Raw genomic sequence first — 20088 nt, forward strand, 5'->3', positions numbered from 1 at the left:
CATGCTGACCACTTTCGATACTGGCCGACAGGCCCAACTGTACGTGGGCGCGGGGGGACTATCGCGCCTCGCTGAACTGAGCCGCTCGTACAACGCAAAAAGCGCGCTGGTGGTGACCGATGCGGGCATCCGTGACAGCGGCTTGCTAGACCGTGTCATCACCGCCGTCGGTGATGAGCTTCGCATCGAGACCTTTGTGGCCCCCAGCGGCGAACCACACCTCGCCACAGTCGATGCCGGAGCCGAGGCCGTACGCCGACTCGACACGCCCATCGTGATCGGCGTAGGCGGTGGTACCGCGCTCGATATCGCCAAGTTGTTAGCGGCTCTGGCGGTCAGCCCCGGCTCCATGTCGGACTATCTGCTGGCAAAAACGCCATGGTCCGGGCGCGCCTTGGCGTTGATGATCCCGACCACGTCAGGCACAGGATCCGAGGTCACCCGCACCTCGATCGTGGCCGACGCGAATGGGCTAAAGCAGTGGGCATGGGGCAACGAGCTGCTGCCCGACGCAGTGCTGCTGGATCCGGAACTGACCCGCTCGCTGCCACGCTCGCTGACCGCCGCCACCGGCCTCGATGCCTTGATCCACGCCCTGGAGGCCACCACCGGGAAGGGCCGCCACTCCTTTATCCAGGCGCCGGCCCTCGAGGCTATCAGGCTCGTAGGACGAGCCCTACCGCAGGCCATTCGCGAGCCCAACGACCTCGTTGCTCGCCAACAAATGCAGGCTGCCGCTTGCCTGGCAGGCCAAGCCATCGATAACGGCGGTACGGGCCTTGGCCATAACATCGGCCATGCCCTCGGTAGCCTCTATCATCTTCCTCATGGGATCGCTGTGACGCTCGGCGTCGAGGCGACCCTGGCCTGGTCGATCGAAGGCAACGAGGACATCTTCGAGCCCTCGGCCAATGCGCTGCGCCAAGGCGCTTCCCCCCGCGAGCTGCCGACACTGTTCAGCGAACTGGTGGACGCTGTCCACTTCAATGAGGCGTTAGCCACCTTTGCCTCTCGACGGCTGGACCCCGCTGCTCTGGCCGAGGCCATGCAGGCTGAGGAAAACGCCCCTATGGCTCACAACGCCGCCCGACAGCCCGGCACCGACGATTGGCAAGCCCTGGCCAAAGCAACAGTGGCGCTGTTCGAGCAACGCGTCAGCACCCTGACCATCGCCGAGGAGTCGCCAGCATGAATGTTATCGAGCGCATCGAGATCAGCCATCACCAGCAGACGCTGCACCCCCCCTTCCCTGCAGCTTGGGATAGCCAACCACGCCAGCTGTTTCCTGCCACCATCGTGCGCGTGGTCGACAGCGAAGGGCGCGAGGGAATCGGATCCGGAGACGTGATGTACGGCTTCGACGACTTTCGGTCATTATTCATCGGCCAGGATCCGATCGCTCTCGAGCGCCATAGCGGCGTGCTCGACAACATCGGCTTTCACGCCGGGCGCTGCTGGCCATTGGAGGTGGCGCTATGGGATCTGGCAGGTAAGATCCGCGGCGAGCCTGTATGGCGAATGCTGGGAGGGGTGTCCAACCGACTGCGAGCTTACGCATCAAGCGGTACTCATCGTCCACTGGAGCAGGTTGTGGCATTTGCAGAAGACGTCCGCGATGCCGGCTTCCCGGCGCTGAAGCTGCGCTTCGGACGAGCGAATATCGAAGATGACCTGGCTGCACTAACGGCCGTGCGCAAGACACTCGGCGCCGACATCGATCTGATGGTGGATTGTAACCAGGGGTGGCGTATGCCCTGGGACGTCAAGGCACCATGGGAACTCGCCAAGGCACGCGAGGTGGCCGAGGAGTTGATTCGCCACAATGTGCTGTGGATGGAGGAGCCGCTGTACCGCGGCGACTATCGTGGCATGGCCGAGCTGAACGCAGAGACCGGCGATCGCCTGCAAATCGCTGGTGGTGAAATGACTCGAGAGAGCTACGAGTTTATCGAGATGCTGCGCCAAGGCTGCCTAGACGTCTATCAGCCGGATGCGGTCTGCTCCATAGGCCTGCTAGGCCTATCACGGCTGGCAAGCAGAGTCATCGAGGGCGGCAAATGGTTCACGCCGCATACCTGGGGCAATGGCATCGGCCTTGTGGCTAACCTGCACCTCACCGCTGGCGCCGTAGGGCCCGATGGCTGCCCCTATCTAGAGTATCCCTTCGACCCACCGGAGTGGACGCCCGAGGCCCGCGACTACCCACTTAAGACGCCGATCCTGCCCGACGCCGAAGGCTGGCTGGTCCTGGATGAGTCACCGGGGCTAGGCATCGAGCTTGACGAGACCCGGCTTGCCGCTACCCGCGCTGACCGGGCCACTTACCGCTGAAGCCCTGTCCCTCCAGAACTGAAAGTCATGCCCCAGAACACCGAGCCGCCCCCAGGGTCGGCTCCCAACAGGAGAGTGCCACCTCGATATCGCACCGCCGTACCACACAACAACACTAAGGAGTTCGCCATGTTCGGTTCATCCATCAGGCCATTGGTGTTTTGGCCTCCCTTTAGTCTGCTGCTGGTTGCCGTTACCGCAAGCCTTATCGATCTTGACGGTTTTCTCGCTGTTACTTCTACGCTCAATAACTTAGTACTTGAGCGCATCGGCTGGCTATTTTCACTGACCGCCGTTGTCATGGTCATCACCTGCCTGATCGCCTTTCTGTCCCCCCTTGGACGTATCCGCATTGGCGGCGAACAAGCCACTCCACTGCTCAATCGCTGGCGCTGGTTCTCGATCACTCTGTGTACCACAGTGGCAGTCGGCATCATGTTCTGGTCCACCGCCGAACCGCTATATCACCTGCACTCGCCCCCCAACTCGATGGGTATAGTGGCCGGGTCAGCGGACGCCGCGCGCTTCTCGCTATCGACGCTTTACCTGCATTGGTCCTTCACTCCTTATGCGATTTACAGTGTGCCGGCGTTGATGTTTGCGCTGATGCACTACAACCTCGGCAAACCCTTCTCGCTGGGCGCATTGTTCGTGCCACTGTTCGGCGACAAGCTGATCGGTCGCAAGGGGCGAGCGCTGGATGCCCTGGCACTGTATGCCTTGGTCTGCGGCATGGCAGCATCCCTTGGCACTGGTGCCATGACACTCGCCGGCGGCGTCGATCGCTTTCTCGGTACCGGTACTGGACCACTCATGCTTGGTGTCATCATTCTGGCCATCGTCGCCACTTTCACCGCCTCCGCCGTCAGCGGTCTGCAACGTGGCATCGCTCGGCTATCCGCTCTGAACACCCGGGCCTTCTTCCTGTTCCTGATCTTCGTATTCCTGTTTGGCCCGACTATGACCGTACTCAACTACGGCGTCGAAGCCGCCGGTGAGTATTTCGGCACCTTCATGCAGAAGAGCCTGTTCACCGGTGCCTTCGACGACGACCCATGGCCCAAGAACTGGAGCATTTTCTATTGGGCCAACTGGATGACTTGGGCACCAATCACTGCGTTGTTTCTCGGAAAGATCTCTCGCGGCTACACGGTCCGCCAGTTCCTACTGATAAACCTGTGCGCCCCAGCGCTGTTTTCCATTGCCTATATCACGGTGTTCAGTGGGGCCATGATCGATTTCGATCTGGCCTCCGAGGGTGCCATGTTTGAGCGACTCGACGACAGCAGCGCCGGCTCCATGATCTATGCGCTGCTCAATGAGCTCCCCTTCAGCGGCATGACCGCCGCAGCCTTTTTGCTGATTGCGTTTCTGTCCTACGTCACCGCAGCCGACTCCAACACGGAAGCGATCAGTCAACTGTGCAGCACGGACAGTCAGACTGCCCTGTCCGGTGACGCAGAAGGCTCCAACGGTCGACTGGCCCTGAAGCTGATATGGGGCACCACCATTGGTCTGGTGGCATGGATCATGACCGCCTTCGTCGGTATCGACGGGATCAAGATGCTCTCGAACCTTGGTGGCGTACCTGCACTGTTCATCGTCATGGGTGCCACCGCGGCGCTGTTGCGACTGGTCTCCGTCGGTACTGCAAAACTCGGCCTTGAACAAACCCCGTCGCGCAGTTACTCCCCCGAGGCGCACGATAAGTGGGAAAAGCGCCATTCGACCGGGCTGAAAGCCCAGTCCTCTCCCCCGCCCGAAGCGACCTGATCGGTTCATCGGCGGTTACCTTATCCCCGAATGAAGAGCGTAAGACAAAGCCCTCGCTGATATGATCAGCGAGGGCTTTGTCTGTTCATAAAGATGCCAGATGCAGACCCTGAGTGCAGCAATATCATTATACGAGTAATAGCCTTTCGTGATACTTCGCAATTAGCTCACTCATCAGTTCTGTTGGCATTTGAAATAAAAACACTTGCAGGGGAGTATATTCAGCTCAGGCAATGGCATCCAACTCCTCCCGGCTGTATACCGATAGATCCGTTCCCTTAGGAAGGTAATCGCGGGCCGACCCATTGATATTCTCGTTGGACCCCCAACGTCATCGACAGTGCAGGTCACAGAAGTAAATGGCCGCTCCGGTTTTCAAGGTGACTCCTGCATGCCTGGCCATTTCCTTTCCCTCGTCGTACAGCATGCTTTTGCGTATATCGAGCACGAACTGGAAACCGGCAAGCTGCGGTCGCTGCAAGACTCCCTCGACAGTCCTCGCCTTGAGATCGCCTGCTATCGTCACGGCGGCGAGGCCTCCAGCGTCGCCGTACCGCTGTGGTGGTTGCTCAGCGAGCCATGCACCAGCTAACCAGAACGCAACAAGGGCAGGCCGCCAACGGGAGACCATCAACATGACTCTCATGTCAGGCTGCAAGCGGGGATTCAAGGTCAGGCGCCCTCTCACCCTCACTCCCCATGGTATTGGGTCAGAGACGAGGCCAGGCGCCAGGCGAGCCGGTGATTGTCATGTGTCGTGGCACAATTCATTCCTGATGTCAGGTCCTTGTCGTGTATAGCCACAGGATACGTCATATTTGGGTATCCAGAGTAATACAAGCCCCCAAGCCAACCTGATGCAGCGAGCACGTCGACGATCCGGGTCGAGTACCAGCTACCCAAGACACTTGAAAGAGAGAATATGTGTACTAGGCGCCAAGTGTTACAGACACACAAAAACCGCCCTTGAAGGCAGCTCCTATATTCAGTAATCTACTGAATAATTGAATTTTTTCACTCAAATGTGGTGCCGACACCAGGAGTCGAACCCGGGACCTACTGATTACAAGTCAGTTGCTCTACCAACCGATCTACCGCGAAATGGCCTTGAACTGTCGGTGCTTCAGCACGAAAGCACCCTACAGGATGAGGATGATGGCTCCCCGAGTAGGACTCGAACCTACGACCCAATGATTAACAGTCATTTGCTCTACCAACTGAGCTATCGGGGAACAACGATGTGCAATATTCAAGCGACAGGTTCAGGTAGGAAGGTGGCTCCTCGAGCAGGACTCGAACCTGCGACCCAATGATTAACAGTCATTTGCTCTACCAACTGAGCTATCGAGGAATGACCTTGAACTGTCGGTGCTGCGGCGAGAAAGTCAGCTCTCTGATGAGAAGCTGGCTCCCCGAGTAGGACTCGAACCTACGACCCAATGATTAACAGTCATTTGCTCTACCAACTGAGCTATCGGGGAATCGCCTCAAGCACGGGGCGTAGTATACGGATCGTCTTCGATTCGTCAAGCCTGACAAGGCAAATTGTGGCTTAACTCTCTGATACCGCGATGACTTCGCTACCGACGCGAGCACCTCCCTTCCGGTGCAGCCATCTCATCCTACAACCTTCCCCGAGAAAGCTGAACCAGCAAGTCACAAGCCCGTTCCCACTTTCAACCGTCGGGGGTCGAAAACCCCTGTTTAGAACACATAACGCAGAACGCCCACCGGCATGGCCTGGTGGGCGTTCTACTGAATCTGGTGGCTACGCCCTGATTTGAACAGGGGACCCCATCATTATGAGTGATGTGCTCTAACCAGCTGAGCTACGTAGCCTTTTTCTGTCTTCGCACCCGGTTAGGCCGCGTCGACGGGGCTGAATTATGCACATCGAAAGATGGCTTGGCAAGCCCTTCCACCACATTACTGATGCGACCGTTTTATATTGAACGTGCAATCAACAAAAGGCATACTGTTCTCCATACAGACCTCGGGACTTTCATGAAACACAGAGCTCAAGCAGGAAACGCAGAGCTCGAGTCGCAGAAAGCCCGGTCAAAGCTGGAGGATAACGCAGTGCCCAAGGTTGGAATGGAGCCCATACGTCGGCAGCAGTTGATCAACGCCACCATGACGGCAATCAATGAAGTCGGCCTTGCCGATGCCACGGTCATACGCATTTCCCGACATGCGGGCGTATCCGCGGGCATCATCAGCCACTATTTCGGCGGCAAGGACGGCCTGCTTGAAGCGACCATGCGCCAGATTCTTCATGATCTCGGTACTGCGGTCAGCGAAAGGCGCCGGACACTGACGGATACCAGCCCGCGAGCCCACCTCTCGGCCATCATTGACGGCAACTTTGACTCTTCCCAGGTCAATGCCAGTGCTGCTCGGACCTGGCTGGCCTTCTGGGCCAGCTCCGTGCACAAGCCAGAGCTGCAGCGCCTGCAATACGTCAATGATCGTCGCCTCTACGCCAATCTGTGCCACCAGTTTCGCCGTCTGATGCCGCGTGACGAGGCTCGCGACTGTGCCCGTGGCATGGCCGCCATGATTGATGGTCTATGGCTGCGTGGCGCCCTCTCGCCGGAGGGCCTTGATGTTGCCGGAGCGCGCCGTGTGGCTCTCGAGTATCTCGACCGGCTGATTCGCGATTACAACGGCTGATCCCCGTACCAGTCGAACCACAGCATCTATCGAATCACAGCATCTATCGAATCACAGCAATAGGGCCGGCCATTCAAGGCCACCAGTACCCTGACACTCATTCACATCATGGCTGATGTGACATCTGCTCGACAGGAGGATGCCATGGCAATTCTCGACGCCCCCCAGACACTCTACATCGATGGCCAGCACCGCGAGGCCACCTCGGGTGAAACCTTCAGCGTCATCAACCCCTACGATGGCAGCCACCTTGCCGAGGTTCAGGTCGCCAGTGAGGCCGATGTCGATGCCGCCGTGGCATCGGCGGAGCGTGGCCAGAAGGTGTGGGCGGCAATGTCAGGCATGGAACGTGGCCGTGTCATGCAACGTGCCGTTGCACTGCTGCGTGAGCGCAATGACGAGATCGCCCACCTGGAAACCCTCAACACCGGCAAGCCGTTGAGCGAGACCGCCAGCGTCGACATCGTGACCGGTGCCGATGTGTTGGAATACTACGCCGGACTGGCCGCCGCCATCGAGGGCAGTCAGATCCCGCTGCGCGAGGACAGCTTCGTCTATACCCGTCGCGAGCCTCTGGGTGTTATCGGGTCCATCGGCGCCTGGAATTACCCTATCCAGATTGCCTGCTGGAAAGCTGCCCCGGCACTTGCCGCCGGCAATGCGGTGGTCTTCAAACCCAGTGAAGTCACGCCGCTGACCACCATGGTACTCGCCGAGATCTTCACCGAAGCAGGTCTACCCGACGGTGTCTTCAACGTCGTGCATGGCGCAGCCTCCGTTGGCCAGGCCATTACTGCTCACCCGCAGATCGCCAAGGTATCCTTTACCGGCGAGGTCGGCACCGGCAAGAAGGTAATGTCCGCTTCCGCATCCTCATCGCTGAAGGATGTGACCATGGAGCTGGGCGGCAAGTCACCGCTGATCGTGTGTCGGGACGCCGATCTGGACCGTGCCGCCGACGCGGCCATGATGGCCAACTTCTACTCCAGCGGACAGATCTGTACCAACGGCACTCGCGTGTTTGTCGACAGTACCGTCAAGGCCGACTTCGAGGCACGCATTGTCGAGCGCGTCGCTCGTATCAAAGCCGGCGACCCCCTCGACCCGGAGGTCAACTTCGGCCCACTGGTCAGCTTCGAACACCAGACCAAGGTGCTGTCCTATATCGAACTCGGAAAGCAGGAAGGCGCACGTCTGCTGGCCGGCGGAGACCGTTGGGACCAGGACGCCTGGGGCAATGGCGCCTGGGCTGCTCCCACGGTGTTTACCGACTGCACTGACGACATGCGCATCGTCAGGGAGGAAATCTTCGGCCCGGTGATGTCGATTCTCGCCTTCGATGACGATCAGGAAGCCATCACCCGCGCCAATAACACCACCTACGGTCTGGCAGCCGGTGTGTTCACCGAGAGCCTCAATCGTGCCCACCGCATGATTCATCAGCTCGAAGCCGGCATCTGCTGGATCAACACCTGGGGCGAGTCCCCTGCCGAGATGCCGGTTGGTGGCTACAAGCAGTCCGGTGTCGGCCGCGAGAACGGTATCGAGACCCTGGCCCACTATACGCAGACCAAATCCGTGCAGGTCGAGATGGGGCCGTTCGAATCCGTATTCTGACATCAACGGACTCCCCGACATAACTGCTGCTCCCTGATCACCGGCGCCGTGCATGGCGCCGGTCTCCCCCTGACACCTGAGGACCGGAGACCCCCATGACTCAGCTCCGTGAATTCGATTACATCATCATCGGCGCCGGCTCTGCCGGCAACGTGCTGGCGACCCGCCTGACTGAAGACGACGACGTCAGCGTGCTGCTGCTGGAAGCCGGTGGCCCCGACTATCGCTTCGATTTCCGTACCCAGATGCCGGCTGCCCTCGCTTTCCCGCTGCAGGGAAAGCGCTACAACTGGGCTTTCGAGACCGACCCGGAGCCGCACATGAACAACCGCCGCATGGAGTGCGGGCGCGGCAAGGGCCTCGGTGGTTCGTCACTGATCAACGGCATGTGCTATATCCGTGGCAATGCACTGGATTACGACAACTGGGCACAGCGTCCCGGCCTCGAAGACTGGCACTACGCCAACTGCCTGCCCTACTTCCGCAAGGCCGAGACCCGCGACATCGGTCCCAATGACTATCACGGCGGAGATGGTCCAATCAGCGTGACCACGCCAAAGGCCGACAACAACCCGCTCTATCACGCCTTTATCGAGGCGGGTCAGCAGGCAGGCTACCCGGCCACCGAGGACGTCAACGGCTATCAGCAGGAAGGCTTCGGCCCCATGGATCGCTTCGTGACCCCGAAGGGCCGTCGCTCATCCACCGCCCGCGGCTATCTGGATCAGGCTCGGCAGCGTCCCAACCTGACCATCGAGACCCATGCCACCACGGATGTGATCACCTTCGAAGGCAAGCGCGCCACCGGTGTCCGCTACCTGCGCAAGGGACAGACCCATGAGGCAATGGCACGTCGCGAAGTCCTGCTGTGCAGTGGTGCCATCGGATCACCGCAGATCCTGCAGCGCTCCGGCATCGGCCCACGGGATGTTCTTGATGAGTTCGGCATCGAAGCGGTGCACGTCAACGACAACGTGGGCCAGCATCTGCAGGACCACCTCGAGATGTACATCCAGTACGAATGCACCCAGCCGATCTCGCTGTATCCGGCACTCAAGTGGTACAACCAACCGAAGATCGGCGCCGAATGGATGTTCAATGGCACCGGTGTGGGCGCCAGCAACCAGTTCGAGGCGGCAGGTTTCATTCGTTCCAATGATGAAGAACCCTGGCCGAATCTGCAGTACCACTTCCTGCCGATCGCCATCAGCTACAACGGCAAGAGTGCGGTTCAGGCTCACGGCTTCCAGGCTCACGTCGGCTCGATGCGCTCGGAGAGCGAGGGCCGCGTGCGCCTGACTTCCCGCGATGCCGGTGCGGCGCCCTCGATCCTGTTCAACTACATGTCCACCGAGAAGGACTGGCAGGAGTTCCGCGACGCCATCCGCCTGACCCGCGAGATCATCGCCCAGCCGGCCATGGATGCCTATCGCGGCCAGGAAATCTCTCCAGGCGCCCACATCCAGAGCGATGCCGAACTGGATGAATTCGTGCGCCAGCACGCCGAGACCGCCTATCACCCCTGTGGCACCTGCCGCATGGGCGACGGTGATGACTGTGTGGTCGATGGTCAGGGCCGCGTTCACGGTGTCGATGGCCTGCGCGTGGTCGATGCCTCGCTGTTCCCGGTGATTCCCACCGGCAACCTCAACGCCCCGACCATCATGCTCGCCGAGCGCATCGCCGACCGTATCCGCCAGCGCGACATGCTGCCGTCCAGCGACGCGCCCTACTACGTGGCCAATGGCGCTCCGGCGCGACGTGGCCAACAACGCTAAAGAGCGACGGACTGCGATGCGAGCGCTGGTCGCTTCTCAGGCGTCATGACGCCGCATGACGCCTGGCCAGCCGTTGGCATAGCCCTCTGAAGAAACCGGCGCATCTCGCTGCCGTCGAACACCGCCCCGCTGATCATCAGTGCGGGCGGTGTTCCTGTATCCGGTACCACCTTGCTTTCCAGGCTAGCCTATAGCTGTTCACTCCTGGTGCCCAACCATGCGACCTTGGTTCTAATTGACGTTGCTGGTGCTGGTTCCCGGCCCGGCAATCCGCTAGGCTAGAGAAATTAAAACAACTGTTTGATTGCGGTTTCTCGGTTGCACCTTGCGATGGTGCCGTCGAGAGCAGTCTCCACAGCCTTCATACCATGATGTTCGGGAGATTTACTCAATGCTCAGCCTACTCTTGATAGTGCTCGCCATCGCCGCTCTCGCGGCCGTTGCGCGACGTGAAGCCGGTGCCCTGCCTGCTCTTGCGGTGTGCGCCGTTATCGGTTTGATCGGCCTGGTCACTGGTGCCCTGGTAGCGGGAGTATTGCTGCTGGTAGGCGCGGTAGTGATCGCCGCTTGTGGCCTGCCGGCGCTCCGCCGCAGTTGGCTGACACCACGCCTGTTCAGTATGTTCAAGAAGGTGGCGCCGAAGGTCTCCGATACCGAGCGTACTGCGCTGGAAGCCGGTAGCGTGGCCTGGGATGGCGAGCTGTTCTCCGGACGCCCCGACTGGCAGCAGTTGATGAAGTTCAAGGATGATGGCCTCAGCGACGAGGAACAGGCCTTCATCGACCACCAGTGCACCGTCGCCGCGGGCATGTGCAATGCCTGGGACATCGCCCAGGAACGCGCCGACCTGCCCCCCGAGCTGTGGGACTACATCAAGAAGGAACGCTTCTTCGGCATGATCATTCCGAAGGAGTACGGCGGCCTGGGCTTCTCGGCAAAAGCACAATCTGCTGTGCTGCAGAAGCTGGCCGTCAACGAGACCCTGATGGTCACCGTTGGCGTTCCCAACTCTCTCGGCCCGGGCGAGTTGCTGCTCAAGTACGGTACCCAGGAACAGAAGGACCATTACCTGCCACGCCTGGCGGATGGTCGAGAAATTCCCTGCTTTGGCCTGACCGGCCCGCGTGCCGGCTCCGATGCTACCTCGATCCCCGATGTGGGTGTGGTCTGCCGCAAGGTCATCGACGGCGAGGAAGTGCTGGGCCTGAACCTGACCTTCAACAAGCGCTGGATTACCCTCGCCCCCGTTGCCACTGTTGTCGGTCTGGCATTCCGCATGTTCGACCCGGACCACCTGCTCGGCGAGGAAGAAGACCTCGGCATCACCTGCGCGCTGATACCCCGCGATACCGACGGCATGGAGATTGGTCGCCGCCATCACCCCATCGGTAGCCCGTTCATGAACGGCCCGATTCGCGGCGAGAATGTCTTCGTGCCCCTTGATACCATCATCGGTGGACCGAAGATGGCTGGTGAAGGCTGGCGCATGCTGGTCGAGTGTCTGTCCGTGGGACGCTGCATCACCCTGCCCTCCGGCGCCACCGGTACTGGCCGCTATGCCATCGGCTGGGCAGGCGGATTCGCGCGGATTCGCCGCCAGTTCAATGTCCCCGTGGCAGAAATGGAAGGTGTGCAGGAACCTCTGGCCCGTCTCACCGCCAAGGCTTGGATTGCTCAAGCAGCGGTCTATCAGACGGCCAATACCATCGATCAGGGTGAATCGCCGTCAGTGCCCTCGGCCATCCTCAAGAGCCAGTTGACCGAATTCCAGCGCGACGTGCTCGCCGATGCCATGGATATCCATGGCGGTAAGGCGGTTACCCTCGGTCCGCGCAACTATATCGGTATCGGCTATAGTGCCAACCCGGTGGCGATCACCGTGGAAGGCGCCAACATCATGACCCGCAACCTGATGGTCTTCGGCCAGGGCGCCATTCGCTGCCATCCCTTTGTGCTCGAGGAACTCGCCGCACGCGATGCCGATGACATCAACGCCTTCGACAAGGCCTTCTTCGGCCATGCCGGACTGATCTTCGGCAATGCTGCTCGCGCCTTTACCCTTGGGCTGGGTATCGGCAAGCCCACTACCCCCTTCGATGCCACCGCAGCGCCCTACGCTCAGGATGTGGCCCGTATCTCGGCAGGTTTCAGCCTGTGTGCCGACGCGGCCATGGCCAGCCTCGGCTCCACGCTCAAGCAGCGTGAAATGCTCTCGGCACGCCTCGGCGACGTCCTCTCCAACCTCTACCTGTTGAGCATGGTGCTCAAGCAATGGCATGAGAGCGACAAGGTTGAAGGCGAAGCGGACCTGCTCCATTACGCCAGCCACTTCCTGCTGGCTCGCGCCGAACAGGCCTTTGTCGAAGTCTTCGACAACCTGCCCAATCGCGCCCTGGCACGCACGCTCAAGCTGATAGTGATGCCGCGTGGTCGTCGCTGGGCTCGTCCGCACGACGACCTCGCGCGCTCCATCGCCGGCAACGTTTCCAGCGCCAGTGCACTGCGCCGCAAGCTGCTGGCCGGCGCCTGGGGCAGCAACGACCAGGTACAGGACAACCCGCTGGCTCGCTACAACGCGCTGCTCGAGACCCAGGAACGCGCCGAGGAGTTGTATCGGCGCATCAACAAGGCATACAACAAGGGTGAACTGCCCGCCGAGGCCCTGCATCCCGAGGAGCGCCTCGAGGCCGCCCTGGCAGCCAGCATCATTGATACCGACGATGCCGACTTCATGCGCAAGCGTGAAGCCGAGGTACTCGACATGCTGACCGTGGACGACTTCGAGTTCGATGCCTTCGTCATCGACAAGACCAAGGTGGTGAAACACAACGCCACGGCGTGATCCGCCAGACTCGACAACCTCAAGGGCCCCTCATCGGGGCCCTTTTTCATGGAGTCCAGCAGAGCCCCGCTTCCGGCTTCTGAGTCCTGGCTTTCTGGGTTCTGGCTCGAAGCTCATAACTCATAACTCATAGCTCGTAGCTCGTAGCTCGTAGCTCATACAACCCTACAACGGCCACACCAGCAGGATCATCGGTATGGCCACCGCAATGATCAACAATTCCAGCGGCAACCCCATCCGCCAGTAATCACCAAACCGATACCCCCCCGGCCCCATCACCAGGGTGTTCGACTGGTGGCCTATGGGGGTCAGAAAGGCACAGGACGCGCTGACTGCCACCACCATCAGGAAGGGATCGATGGAGGCGTCGAAGCCCTTGGCCAGGCTAACGGCAATGGGCGCCATCAATACCGTCGCGGCGGCATTGTTGATCACATCAGAGAGCATCATGGTAATCACGAACAGCGCCACCAGGGTGACGACCGGAGGCCATTGATTACCCAGGGTCAGCATGGCACCAGCAACCATGGATGCGCCGCCGCTGGTCTCCAGTGCCTGCCCCACCGGTATCATGGCCGCCAGCAGCACGATGATCGAGCCATCGATGGCCTTGTAGGCATCACGCAATGGCAGCACGCCGATCAGCAACGAAATGACCGCCGCCGTGGACAGTGCCACCGCAGAGGTCATGAAGTCCATCAGCATAGCCACAATGGCCAGCGCGAAGATGGCGATCGACAGCATCAGTAGCCGGGGCTGACCAATGGCCAGGTTACGGCTGGCCAGCGGCAGGCAATCGAGTGCCGCCAGGCCCTCGGAGATCTCACCTTCATCGCCCTGCAGCAACAGCACATCGCCGGACTGGAAACGAATGTCTCTCAAGCGCTGCTTGAGCCGCCCCCCATCGCGGGCCACCGCGACCAGATGCAGTCCATGCTGGTTCTGCAGGCGCAACTGGTTGACGGTGCGATTGACCATTACCGAGTCATTGCGAATCACCGCCTCTACCAGCTGCAGGTCCTCGGTATCGACCTTGCGCTTCTTCGCTTCCTCGCCGTTACCATCCTCGGCCTCGACTGACTCATCCGACTCGTTGTCATCCTCACTACGCCCCAGCTTGAGCCCGGCCTTGTCGGCCAGGGTGGCCATCTCGTCGGGGCCGGCTTCCACCAACAGCAGGTCATCGGCCTGCAACTGGCCCATGAAGGCGTGCCCTGGGTGGCGCTTTTCATCACGAATCACCGCCAGAATCGGCATCGGCTCCTCAAGCTGGCGGCGCAGCTCACGCAGCGACCAGCCATTGGCCCGCGACTCCTCGTCCACACGCAACTCGACCAGATAGTTGGAGGTCTCGAACATGGCTTCGGTGGATGCCTTGCTGGCCCGTTGTGGCACCAGCCGCCACCCCAGCAGAATGATGAACACCAGACCGACAACCCCGACAACCGCCCCCACCGGGGAGAACGAGAACATCCCGAAGGCTTCCCCTGTCTGGGTGGCTCGATAGTTGGCGATGATGATATTGGGCGGCGTACCGATCAGCGTCATCAGGCCGCCGAGTAATGAGGCAAAGGCCAGCGGCATCAACAGGAGAGAGGGAGAGATGTTGTGCTCTCTAGCCATGCGCAGGGCAACCGGCAGCAGGAGTGCCAGGGCACCGACGTTGTTCATCACCGCCGACAGCACCATCACCACGCCGGTCAGCACCAACAGTTGCAGCATCAGGTGACTACCGACCTTGAGCGCCTGTTCAGCAATCATATCGACCAGCCCAGAGCGCTCGAAGCCACGACTCAGGACCAGCACCGCCGCCACCGTGATCACTGCCGGATGGCCGAAGCCCATGAAGGCTTCATCGGCAGGCACCAGTCCAAGGATTACCGCCACCAACAGGGCGGCCACTGCCACCAGGTCATAGCGAAAACGTCCCCAGACAAAGGCCGCCAGAGTTACGCCGAGCAGAATGAACACCTGATAACTTGCTGCCATACCCGCCTCTCCCTGGTGAGTGACCAGCCCTGGATTATCCGTCGCAGTTCATGCTTCTAACCATGTTCCATCAAACGCGTCTCATCAAAAGGTAGCGACTCGTTGGTCCCTCGGCGAACTTCAAACACATTCAGAGTCATCGCCACCAGGGCGTAATAACCCAACACCCCCACCAGCTCGACCACGGCGGCTTCGCCAAACGTCTCTACCGCCTGCCGATAGAGTGCATCACCAACACGGCGGGTGGCATAGAGTTCCTGTGCCAACTGGTAGACCAGCGCTTCATCGCTGGCCTCGAAGTCGGGCTCACGTCCCTGCCGCAGATCCTCGATCACCGATTCGGCCACTCCGGCTTCACGAGCGATCGGAGCGTGAATCTGCCACTCGGCCTGGGACTTCCACCAACTGGCTGTCGCCAGAATGGCAAGCTCGGTAAGACGCAACGGCAACTGGGTGTGGTAGCGGCAGAAAGCTCCAAGCTGCTGGGCATGATCCGCCAACTGCGGGCTGTGCACCCAGGCCAGAAAGGGCCCATCGAGATTGCCGCGTGGGCCACTGAGAATGGCCTCGATCACCTGGCGCTGGTCATCACTCATCTGCTCGGGGTTCAGGGGAGTCAGGCGCGATTGAATCGACATGGAGGGGCCTCTGGCTGGAGTTGTTAATGGTTTGGCTGAGTTGCTGATGGGCCGACGGCTCGATGGCAGGGGTCAAGCCGGCAAGGCCTGATCAATGGCCCTGCCGAGTCTGTCGACGATCTCATCAAGGTGAGACTCGTCGAGAATAAAGGGGGGTGCCAGGAGAATATGATCGCCCTGGCGCCCATCCAGGGTACCACCGGCGGGATAGCACATCAGCCCCTGCTCCATGGCGGCCATCTTGACTCGACCATTGAGGTTCAGGGAGGCATCGAACGGTGCCTTGCTGTCCCGGTCGGCAACCAGTTCCAGGCCTCGGAACAGCCCCCTCCCGCGGATATCTCCCACATGGGGGTGCTCGGCAAAGCGTTGCTGGAGGCGCTGGTTCAGCCCCTCGCCCAGGGTTCTGACCCGTGCCAGCAAACCACGTGACTGCACCGCCTGTTGCACCGCCAGAGCAGCCGCACAGGCGGTTGCATGACCGATGTAGGTATGGCCGTGCTGGAAGAACCCGGAACCATTGGCGATGGCATCGCGAATACGCGCACTGACAAGGGTCGCGCCGATCGGCTGATAACCGGCACCGAGGCCCTTGGCGATGGTAATCAGGTCCGCACTGATGCCCTCCTGCTCGGCGGCAAACAAGCTGCCGGTACGCCCCATGCCACACATCACCTCATCGAGAATCAGCAGGATACCGTGGCGATCACAGATCTCCCGGATACGCCGGAAGTAACCATTTACCGCCGGCACCGCCCCCAGAGTGGCCCCGACGACTGGCTCAGCGACAAAGGCCATCACATTCTCCGGCCCCAGTTGTTCGATACGCTCTTCCAGCTCCGCCGCCAGACGCTCGACATAATCGGCCTCGCTCTCGTCTGCCCACTGGTGCCGCCAGGCATAGCAGGGACTGACATGGGACATCTCCAGCAGCAAGGGCTCGAAGGGCTTGCGTCGCCAGGCGTTGCCACCAGCGGCCAACGCGCCCAGCGTATTGCCGTGGTAACTCTGGCGACGGGCAACCACATGGCGGCGCTGCGGCTGACCAATCTCGAGGAAATACTGGCGGGCCATCTTCAGCGCCGCTTCCACCGCCTCCGAGCCCCCCGAGACGAAATACACCGACTCCAGACCTTCAGGTGCATGAGCCACCAGGAAGTCCGCCAGTTCCTCCATCGGCTCGGTGGTGAAAAACGACGAATGTGCATAGGCGAGACGCTGGACCTGCTCGCTGATCGCCTCCTGCACCTCGCTGTCGCTGTGTCCCAGACAGGACACGGCAGCGCCACCACAGGCATCGAGATAACGACGTCCCTGCGAATCGATCAACCAGGGGCCGTCACCGGCGACGGCGGTGGGATACTGCTGCTTCAAATGGCGGTGGAAGACATGGCTCATGGGACGCTCCAGGCAAGAACAGAATGCACTCAACATTTGCAAAAATATCGTGCATAACTATTTTTTGCAATTCAGATTTGCTTCAATTGCCGACACAGGGATGGCAGAATGCAGCCCTCGACCTGGTCTCGAGAACCCGCCCTTGCAGTCCCGGCGGCTCGGGGCCGATTGTCCCCACCCCGTTTCGCCAGGAGTAGCCATGCCCGCCGAACACGACTCTGTTGCTACTTCGCTGGAAGCGTTACGCCAGCAACTTGTCGCGATACAGCAAGGCGACGGCGAGATTCGTCTCGGCAAACGCTCACAACGCGTCCTGGCCGCGCTGCTGGAGAACCCCAGGCAAAGTGCGGTGACATCGATCAGTGAGCTGGCTGAACGTCTCACCGTCAACGCTTCGACGCTGACCCGGCTGGCACAACGTCTGGGGTATCAGGGGTTCTCTCAACTCCAGGCGGTATTTCGCCGCGAGCTGACCGAGGGGGGACAGCACTTCTACAGCGACCTGGCGGCCCGCCTGGCGACAGATCGACAACAGGGAGAGGGGTTAGCGCGTCTTGCCCGCCTGGGACGCCAGGAAAGCACCAACTTTGCAGAGTTGCTCGAACGGCTCGATGATGGCGACTACGACGCTGCTGTCGAGGCGTTGGTGACGGCAAGGCGAGTCCGGGTACACGGCCAGCGTCAGTTCGCTTCGCTGGCCCAGTTCGTGGCCTATGGTCTGGGAATGCTGCGGGCCGATGTGGCAGAGCTCGATGCCAGCCGTCATGGTGCCGCCGATGCCCTGGCACAGCTTGATCCTGGGGATGTGTTGCTGGTGGCGAGCTGCTTTCCCTACACCACCAGCGTACTGAAGACAGCGGAAGTTGCCGCACGCCACGGCATCCGCGTAATCGCCCTGAGCGACGGCACCAGCTCACCACTGGCCCGGAATGCGGAGCTGGCCTTCCATGTTCCCAACGACAGCCTGTTCTTCTCCAACAGCATGTGTGCCTTCATGCTGCTCGCCCAGGGCCTGTTGAGCGAAGTGGCCGACCGCCTGGGCGACCAGGGCGTGGCCGCCCTCAAGCAGCGCGAGACCTTGATTCAGGAACTGGGGGCGTCGTTGTAGCGCTCGGGGCATTCAGACCAGAGCTGGTAAAGGCCGGCCTCCTTGCCCGATCATGCAGCATGCGGGCTGATGTGGCTGCTCTTCCCTGAGCAGCAGCTTTACCATCAAGGCAGCAGAATGGTCGAGCCAGTTGTCTTCCTTGAAGCCACTGCATCCTGAGCGGCCCCGGCCTCGGCCAGCGGGTAGCGCTGGGCAATATCGATCTCGACCTTGCCGCTGCCGATCATCTCGAACAGCTCTGCCGCCATGGTCTGTAGCCGCTCCGGAGTATCCGCGTAGCCGTTGAGGCTCGGGCGAGTAGCGAACAGCGAGCCCTTCTGATTGAGAATGCCAATGTTGACGCCCTCGACCGGGCCGGATGCATTGCCGAAGCTCACCATCAGGCCCCGCGGCTTGAGGCAGTCCAGTGAGGTCAACCAGGTATCCTTGCCCACCGAGTCGTAGACCACATCAACCATCCTGCCATTGGTCAGTTCACGCACCCGTTCAACAACATCCTCGCGACTGTAGTCGATAGTCGCCCAGGCACCATTGCGCTTCGCCAGTTGGGCCTTCTCCTCGGAACTGACGGTACCGATCAACTTGACGCCCAGCGCTCTTGCCCACTGACAGGCAATCGAGCCGACACCACCGGCAGCGGCATGAAAGAGAATGGTCTCGCCGCCCTGGAGCGGATAGGTCTGACGCAATAGATACTGCACCGTCAGCCCCTTGAGCATGGCGCCGGCTGCCGTATCGAAGCCGATGCCATCCGGCAGCGGCACCACTTTCTCGGCCGGCAGCACATGCTGCTCCGCATAGGCCCCCAGCGGCCCCTGGGCATAGGCGACACGATCTCCCGGCTTGAGGTGCGTCACCCCCTCGCCCACGGCATCAACCACGCCAGCCCCTTCAGTGCCCAAGCCCGAGGGCAGAGCAGGTGCAGGATACAGCCCGGTGCGGAAGTAGATGTCGATAAAGTTCAGGCCAATGGCATGGTTGGTGATGCGGACTTCGCCCGGACCGGGATCGGCCATCACGACATCCGCCAGCTCGAGTACCTCGGAGCCTCCGGTGTGAGAAAACTGGACTCTCTTGACCATGACTTGCATCCTTATAAGGCTAATAATCTTCCTGATCAGTCAACCGCGCTGCCTTCTCCGGGTCAAGAGTTGCTCTCGACAACCGTCATGGGCAGAGTGTTGGACTGGGTTCATCCTGTTCCGGCATGGATTCCTGTCGGCATTGCCTGGCCGACGGGAGCACGAGCCCAATCCGCGAGGAGTTCACCATGTTCACCGATGTCATGTCGCTGGAGGTATGGCTGTCCTTTGCCGCAGCCTCCCTGCTACTGGTCATTTCCCCGGGTCCGGCCGTGGCCTTGATGGTCAGCACCGGTCTCTCTCGTGGGCGACGGGCAGCCCTGTCGTTGATACCCGGCTACTTCTTCGGTGATCTGGTGGCCATGGTGCTGTCCTTCGCCGGCCTCGGGGCCCTGTTGATGACCTCCGCAAAGCTGTTTGTGCTGCTCAAGTGGCTGGGGGCCCTGTACCTGGTCTATCTTGGTTGGCGCATGTGGCGCGAGGCTCGCCAGTTGGGTGACGCCGAACCGACAGTGAACGGAACACGGCACCTCGGCGCCCAGGCGTTCCTGGTCAGCGTACTCAATCCCAAATCACTGCTGTTCTTTCTGGCCTTCATGCCACAGTTCATCGACCCAACAACCGCCGCCATTCCCCAGCTCATTCTGCTGGGGCTGACCTTCCTTGGTCTGGGCCTGTTCAATGACCTTGCCTACGCCCTGTTGTCATCCAGCGGTGGCCAGATGCTCAGAGCCCCGACAAGGCGTCTGATCCATAGGACAGGAGCGGTGTGCATGGTCGGTGCGGGACTGGCAACTGCCGTCATTCGCCGCCAGTGATTTTGCCAACCCTGATGCTGAAGGCCGGTCGACCCTTGACA

14 protein-coding genes, 4 tRNA genes and 1 pseudogene are annotated in these 20088 nt (G+C 60.7%); 10 read left to right on the plus strand and 9 right to left on the minus strand.

Annotated features, from left to right (window positions below; all coding sequences use genetic code 11):
- The first annotated feature begins 1 nt into the window (after window position 1).
- From BUE38_RS18565 to BUE38_RS18575, 3 genes are all read left to right on the plus strand, one after another.
- Entirely contained in the window at window positions 2-1192 is a 1191-nt protein-coding gene (locus BUE38_RS18565) for an iron-containing alcohol dehydrogenase (RefSeq protein ID WP_073436739.1), read from the plus strand.
- Window positions 1189-2331: a mandelate racemase/muconate lactonizing enzyme family protein gene (locus BUE38_RS18570; RefSeq protein WP_073436740.1), complete on the plus strand. Its 1143-nt coding sequence runs from the start codon at window positions 1189-1191 to the stop codon at window positions 2329-2331. Before BUE38_RS18565 ends, BUE38_RS18570 begins: the two co-directional genes overlap by 4 nt.
- A 129-nt stretch (window positions 2332-2460) precedes the next feature.
- On the plus strand, window positions 2461-4104 hold the full coding sequence (locus tag BUE38_RS18575; RefSeq protein WP_073436741.1) for a BCCT family transporter: 1644 nt from the start codon (window positions 2461-2463) through the stop codon (window positions 4102-4104).
- A 127-nt stretch (window positions 4105-4231) separates the two neighbouring features.
- On the opposite strand, the pseudogene BUE38_RS22730 reads toward BUE38_RS18575, so the two are convergent.
- Window positions 4232-4549, minus strand: a pseudogene (locus BUE38_RS22730) (IS30 family transposase); the annotation flags it as partial.
- Between BUE38_RS22730 and BUE38_RS23155 the strand changes: the two are divergent.
- On the plus strand, window positions 4496-4696 hold the full coding sequence (locus tag BUE38_RS23155) for a hypothetical protein (RefSeq protein ID WP_170234295.1): 201 nt from the start codon (window positions 4496-4498) through the stop codon (window positions 4694-4696). The pseudogene BUE38_RS22730 and the gene BUE38_RS23155 sit on opposite strands and share 54 nt — an antisense overlap.
- A 564-nt stretch (window positions 4697-5260) precedes the next feature.
- Here BUE38_RS23155 and BUE38_RS18590 read toward each other — a convergent pair.
- The 4 genes from BUE38_RS18590 to BUE38_RS18605 all read right to left on the minus strand — a co-directional run bounded on the left by BUE38_RS18590 (window position 5261) and on the right by BUE38_RS18605 (window position 5943).
- Window positions 5261-5336: transfer RNA gene (locus BUE38_RS18590), tRNA-Asn, on the minus strand.
- A 43-nt stretch (window positions 5337-5379) separates the two neighbouring features.
- Window positions 5380-5455: transfer RNA gene (locus BUE38_RS18595), tRNA-Asn, on the minus strand.
- A 54-nt stretch (window positions 5456-5509) separates the two neighbouring features.
- Window positions 5510-5585: transfer RNA gene (locus BUE38_RS18600), tRNA-Asn, on the minus strand.
- Between the two features lie 281 nt (window positions 5586-5866).
- A tRNA-Met gene (locus BUE38_RS18605) sits at window positions 5867-5943 on the minus strand.
- Between the two features lie 240 nt (window positions 5944-6183).
- On the opposite strand from BUE38_RS18605, the gene betI reads away from it, so the two are divergent.
- From betI to BUE38_RS18625, 4 genes are all read left to right on the plus strand, one after another.
- Window positions 6184-6777, plus strand: a complete 594-nt coding sequence (gene betI / locus BUE38_RS18610; protein ID WP_176594929.1) for a transcriptional regulator BetI — start codon at window positions 6184-6186, stop codon at window positions 6775-6777.
- Window positions 6778-6921: 144 nt separating this feature from the next.
- Window positions 6922-8394 (plus strand): betaine-aldehyde dehydrogenase, encoded by a 1473-nt coding sequence (gene betB, locus BUE38_RS18615; protein ID WP_073436744.1) that lies wholly within the window; start codon window positions 6922-6924, stop codon window positions 8392-8394.
- Window positions 8395-8489: 95 nt separating this feature from the next.
- Complete coding sequence (gene betA / locus BUE38_RS18620) at window positions 8490-10172, plus strand: choline dehydrogenase (RefSeq protein WP_073436745.1); 1683 nt, start codon at window positions 8490-8492, stop codon at window positions 10170-10172.
- A gap of 391 nt (window positions 10173-10563) precedes the next feature.
- The gene (locus BUE38_RS18625) at window positions 10564-13014 is read left to right on the plus strand and encodes an acyl-CoA dehydrogenase (protein ID WP_073436746.1); all 2451 of its coding nucleotides are present in this window, start codon (window positions 10564-10566) and stop codon (window positions 13012-13014) included.
- Window positions 13015-13179: 165 nt separating this feature from the next.
- Here the strand turns inward: BUE38_RS18625 and BUE38_RS18630 are convergent, their stop codons facing one another.
- The 3 genes from BUE38_RS18630 to BUE38_RS18640 all read right to left on the minus strand — a co-directional run bounded on the left by BUE38_RS18630 (window position 13180) and on the right by BUE38_RS18640 (window position 17039).
- A complete protein-coding gene (locus BUE38_RS18630) occupies window positions 13180-15003 on the minus strand; it encodes an SLC13 family permease (protein ID WP_073436747.1) in 1824 nt (607 codons plus the stop codon).
- A gap of 56 nt (window positions 15004-15059) precedes the next feature.
- Entirely contained in the window at window positions 15060-15641 is a 582-nt protein-coding gene (locus BUE38_RS18635) for a carboxymuconolactone decarboxylase family protein (protein ID WP_073436748.1), read from the minus strand.
- 72 nt (window positions 15642-15713) lie between these two features.
- Entirely contained in the window at window positions 15714-17039 is a 1326-nt protein-coding gene (locus BUE38_RS18640) for an aspartate aminotransferase family protein (protein WP_073436749.1), read from the minus strand.
- 199 nt (window positions 17040-17238) lie between these two features.
- On the opposite strand from BUE38_RS18640, the gene BUE38_RS18645 reads away from it, so the two are divergent.
- The gene (locus BUE38_RS18645) at window positions 17239-18147 is read left to right on the plus strand and encodes a MurR/RpiR family transcriptional regulator (protein WP_073436750.1); all 909 of its coding nucleotides are present in this window, start codon (window positions 17239-17241) and stop codon (window positions 18145-18147) included.
- Between the two features lie 104 nt (window positions 18148-18251).
- On the opposite strand, the gene BUE38_RS18650 is transcribed toward BUE38_RS18645, so the two are convergent.
- Complete coding sequence (locus BUE38_RS18650; protein WP_073436751.1) at window positions 18252-19229, minus strand: NADPH:quinone reductase; 978 nt, start codon at window positions 19227-19229, stop codon at window positions 18252-18254.
- A 188-nt stretch (window positions 19230-19417) separates the two neighbouring features.
- Between BUE38_RS18650 and BUE38_RS18655 the strand changes: the two genes are divergently transcribed.
- Entirely contained in the window at window positions 19418-20047 is a 630-nt protein-coding gene (locus BUE38_RS18655; RefSeq protein ID WP_234987094.1) for a LysE family translocator, read from the plus strand.
- The last annotated feature ends 41 nt before the right edge of the window (window positions 20048-20088 follow it).

Source organism: Halomonas cupida (genome assembly GCF_900142755.1).
GTDB lineage: Bacteria > Pseudomonadota > Gammaproteobacteria > Pseudomonadales > Halomonadaceae > Halomonas > Halomonas cupida.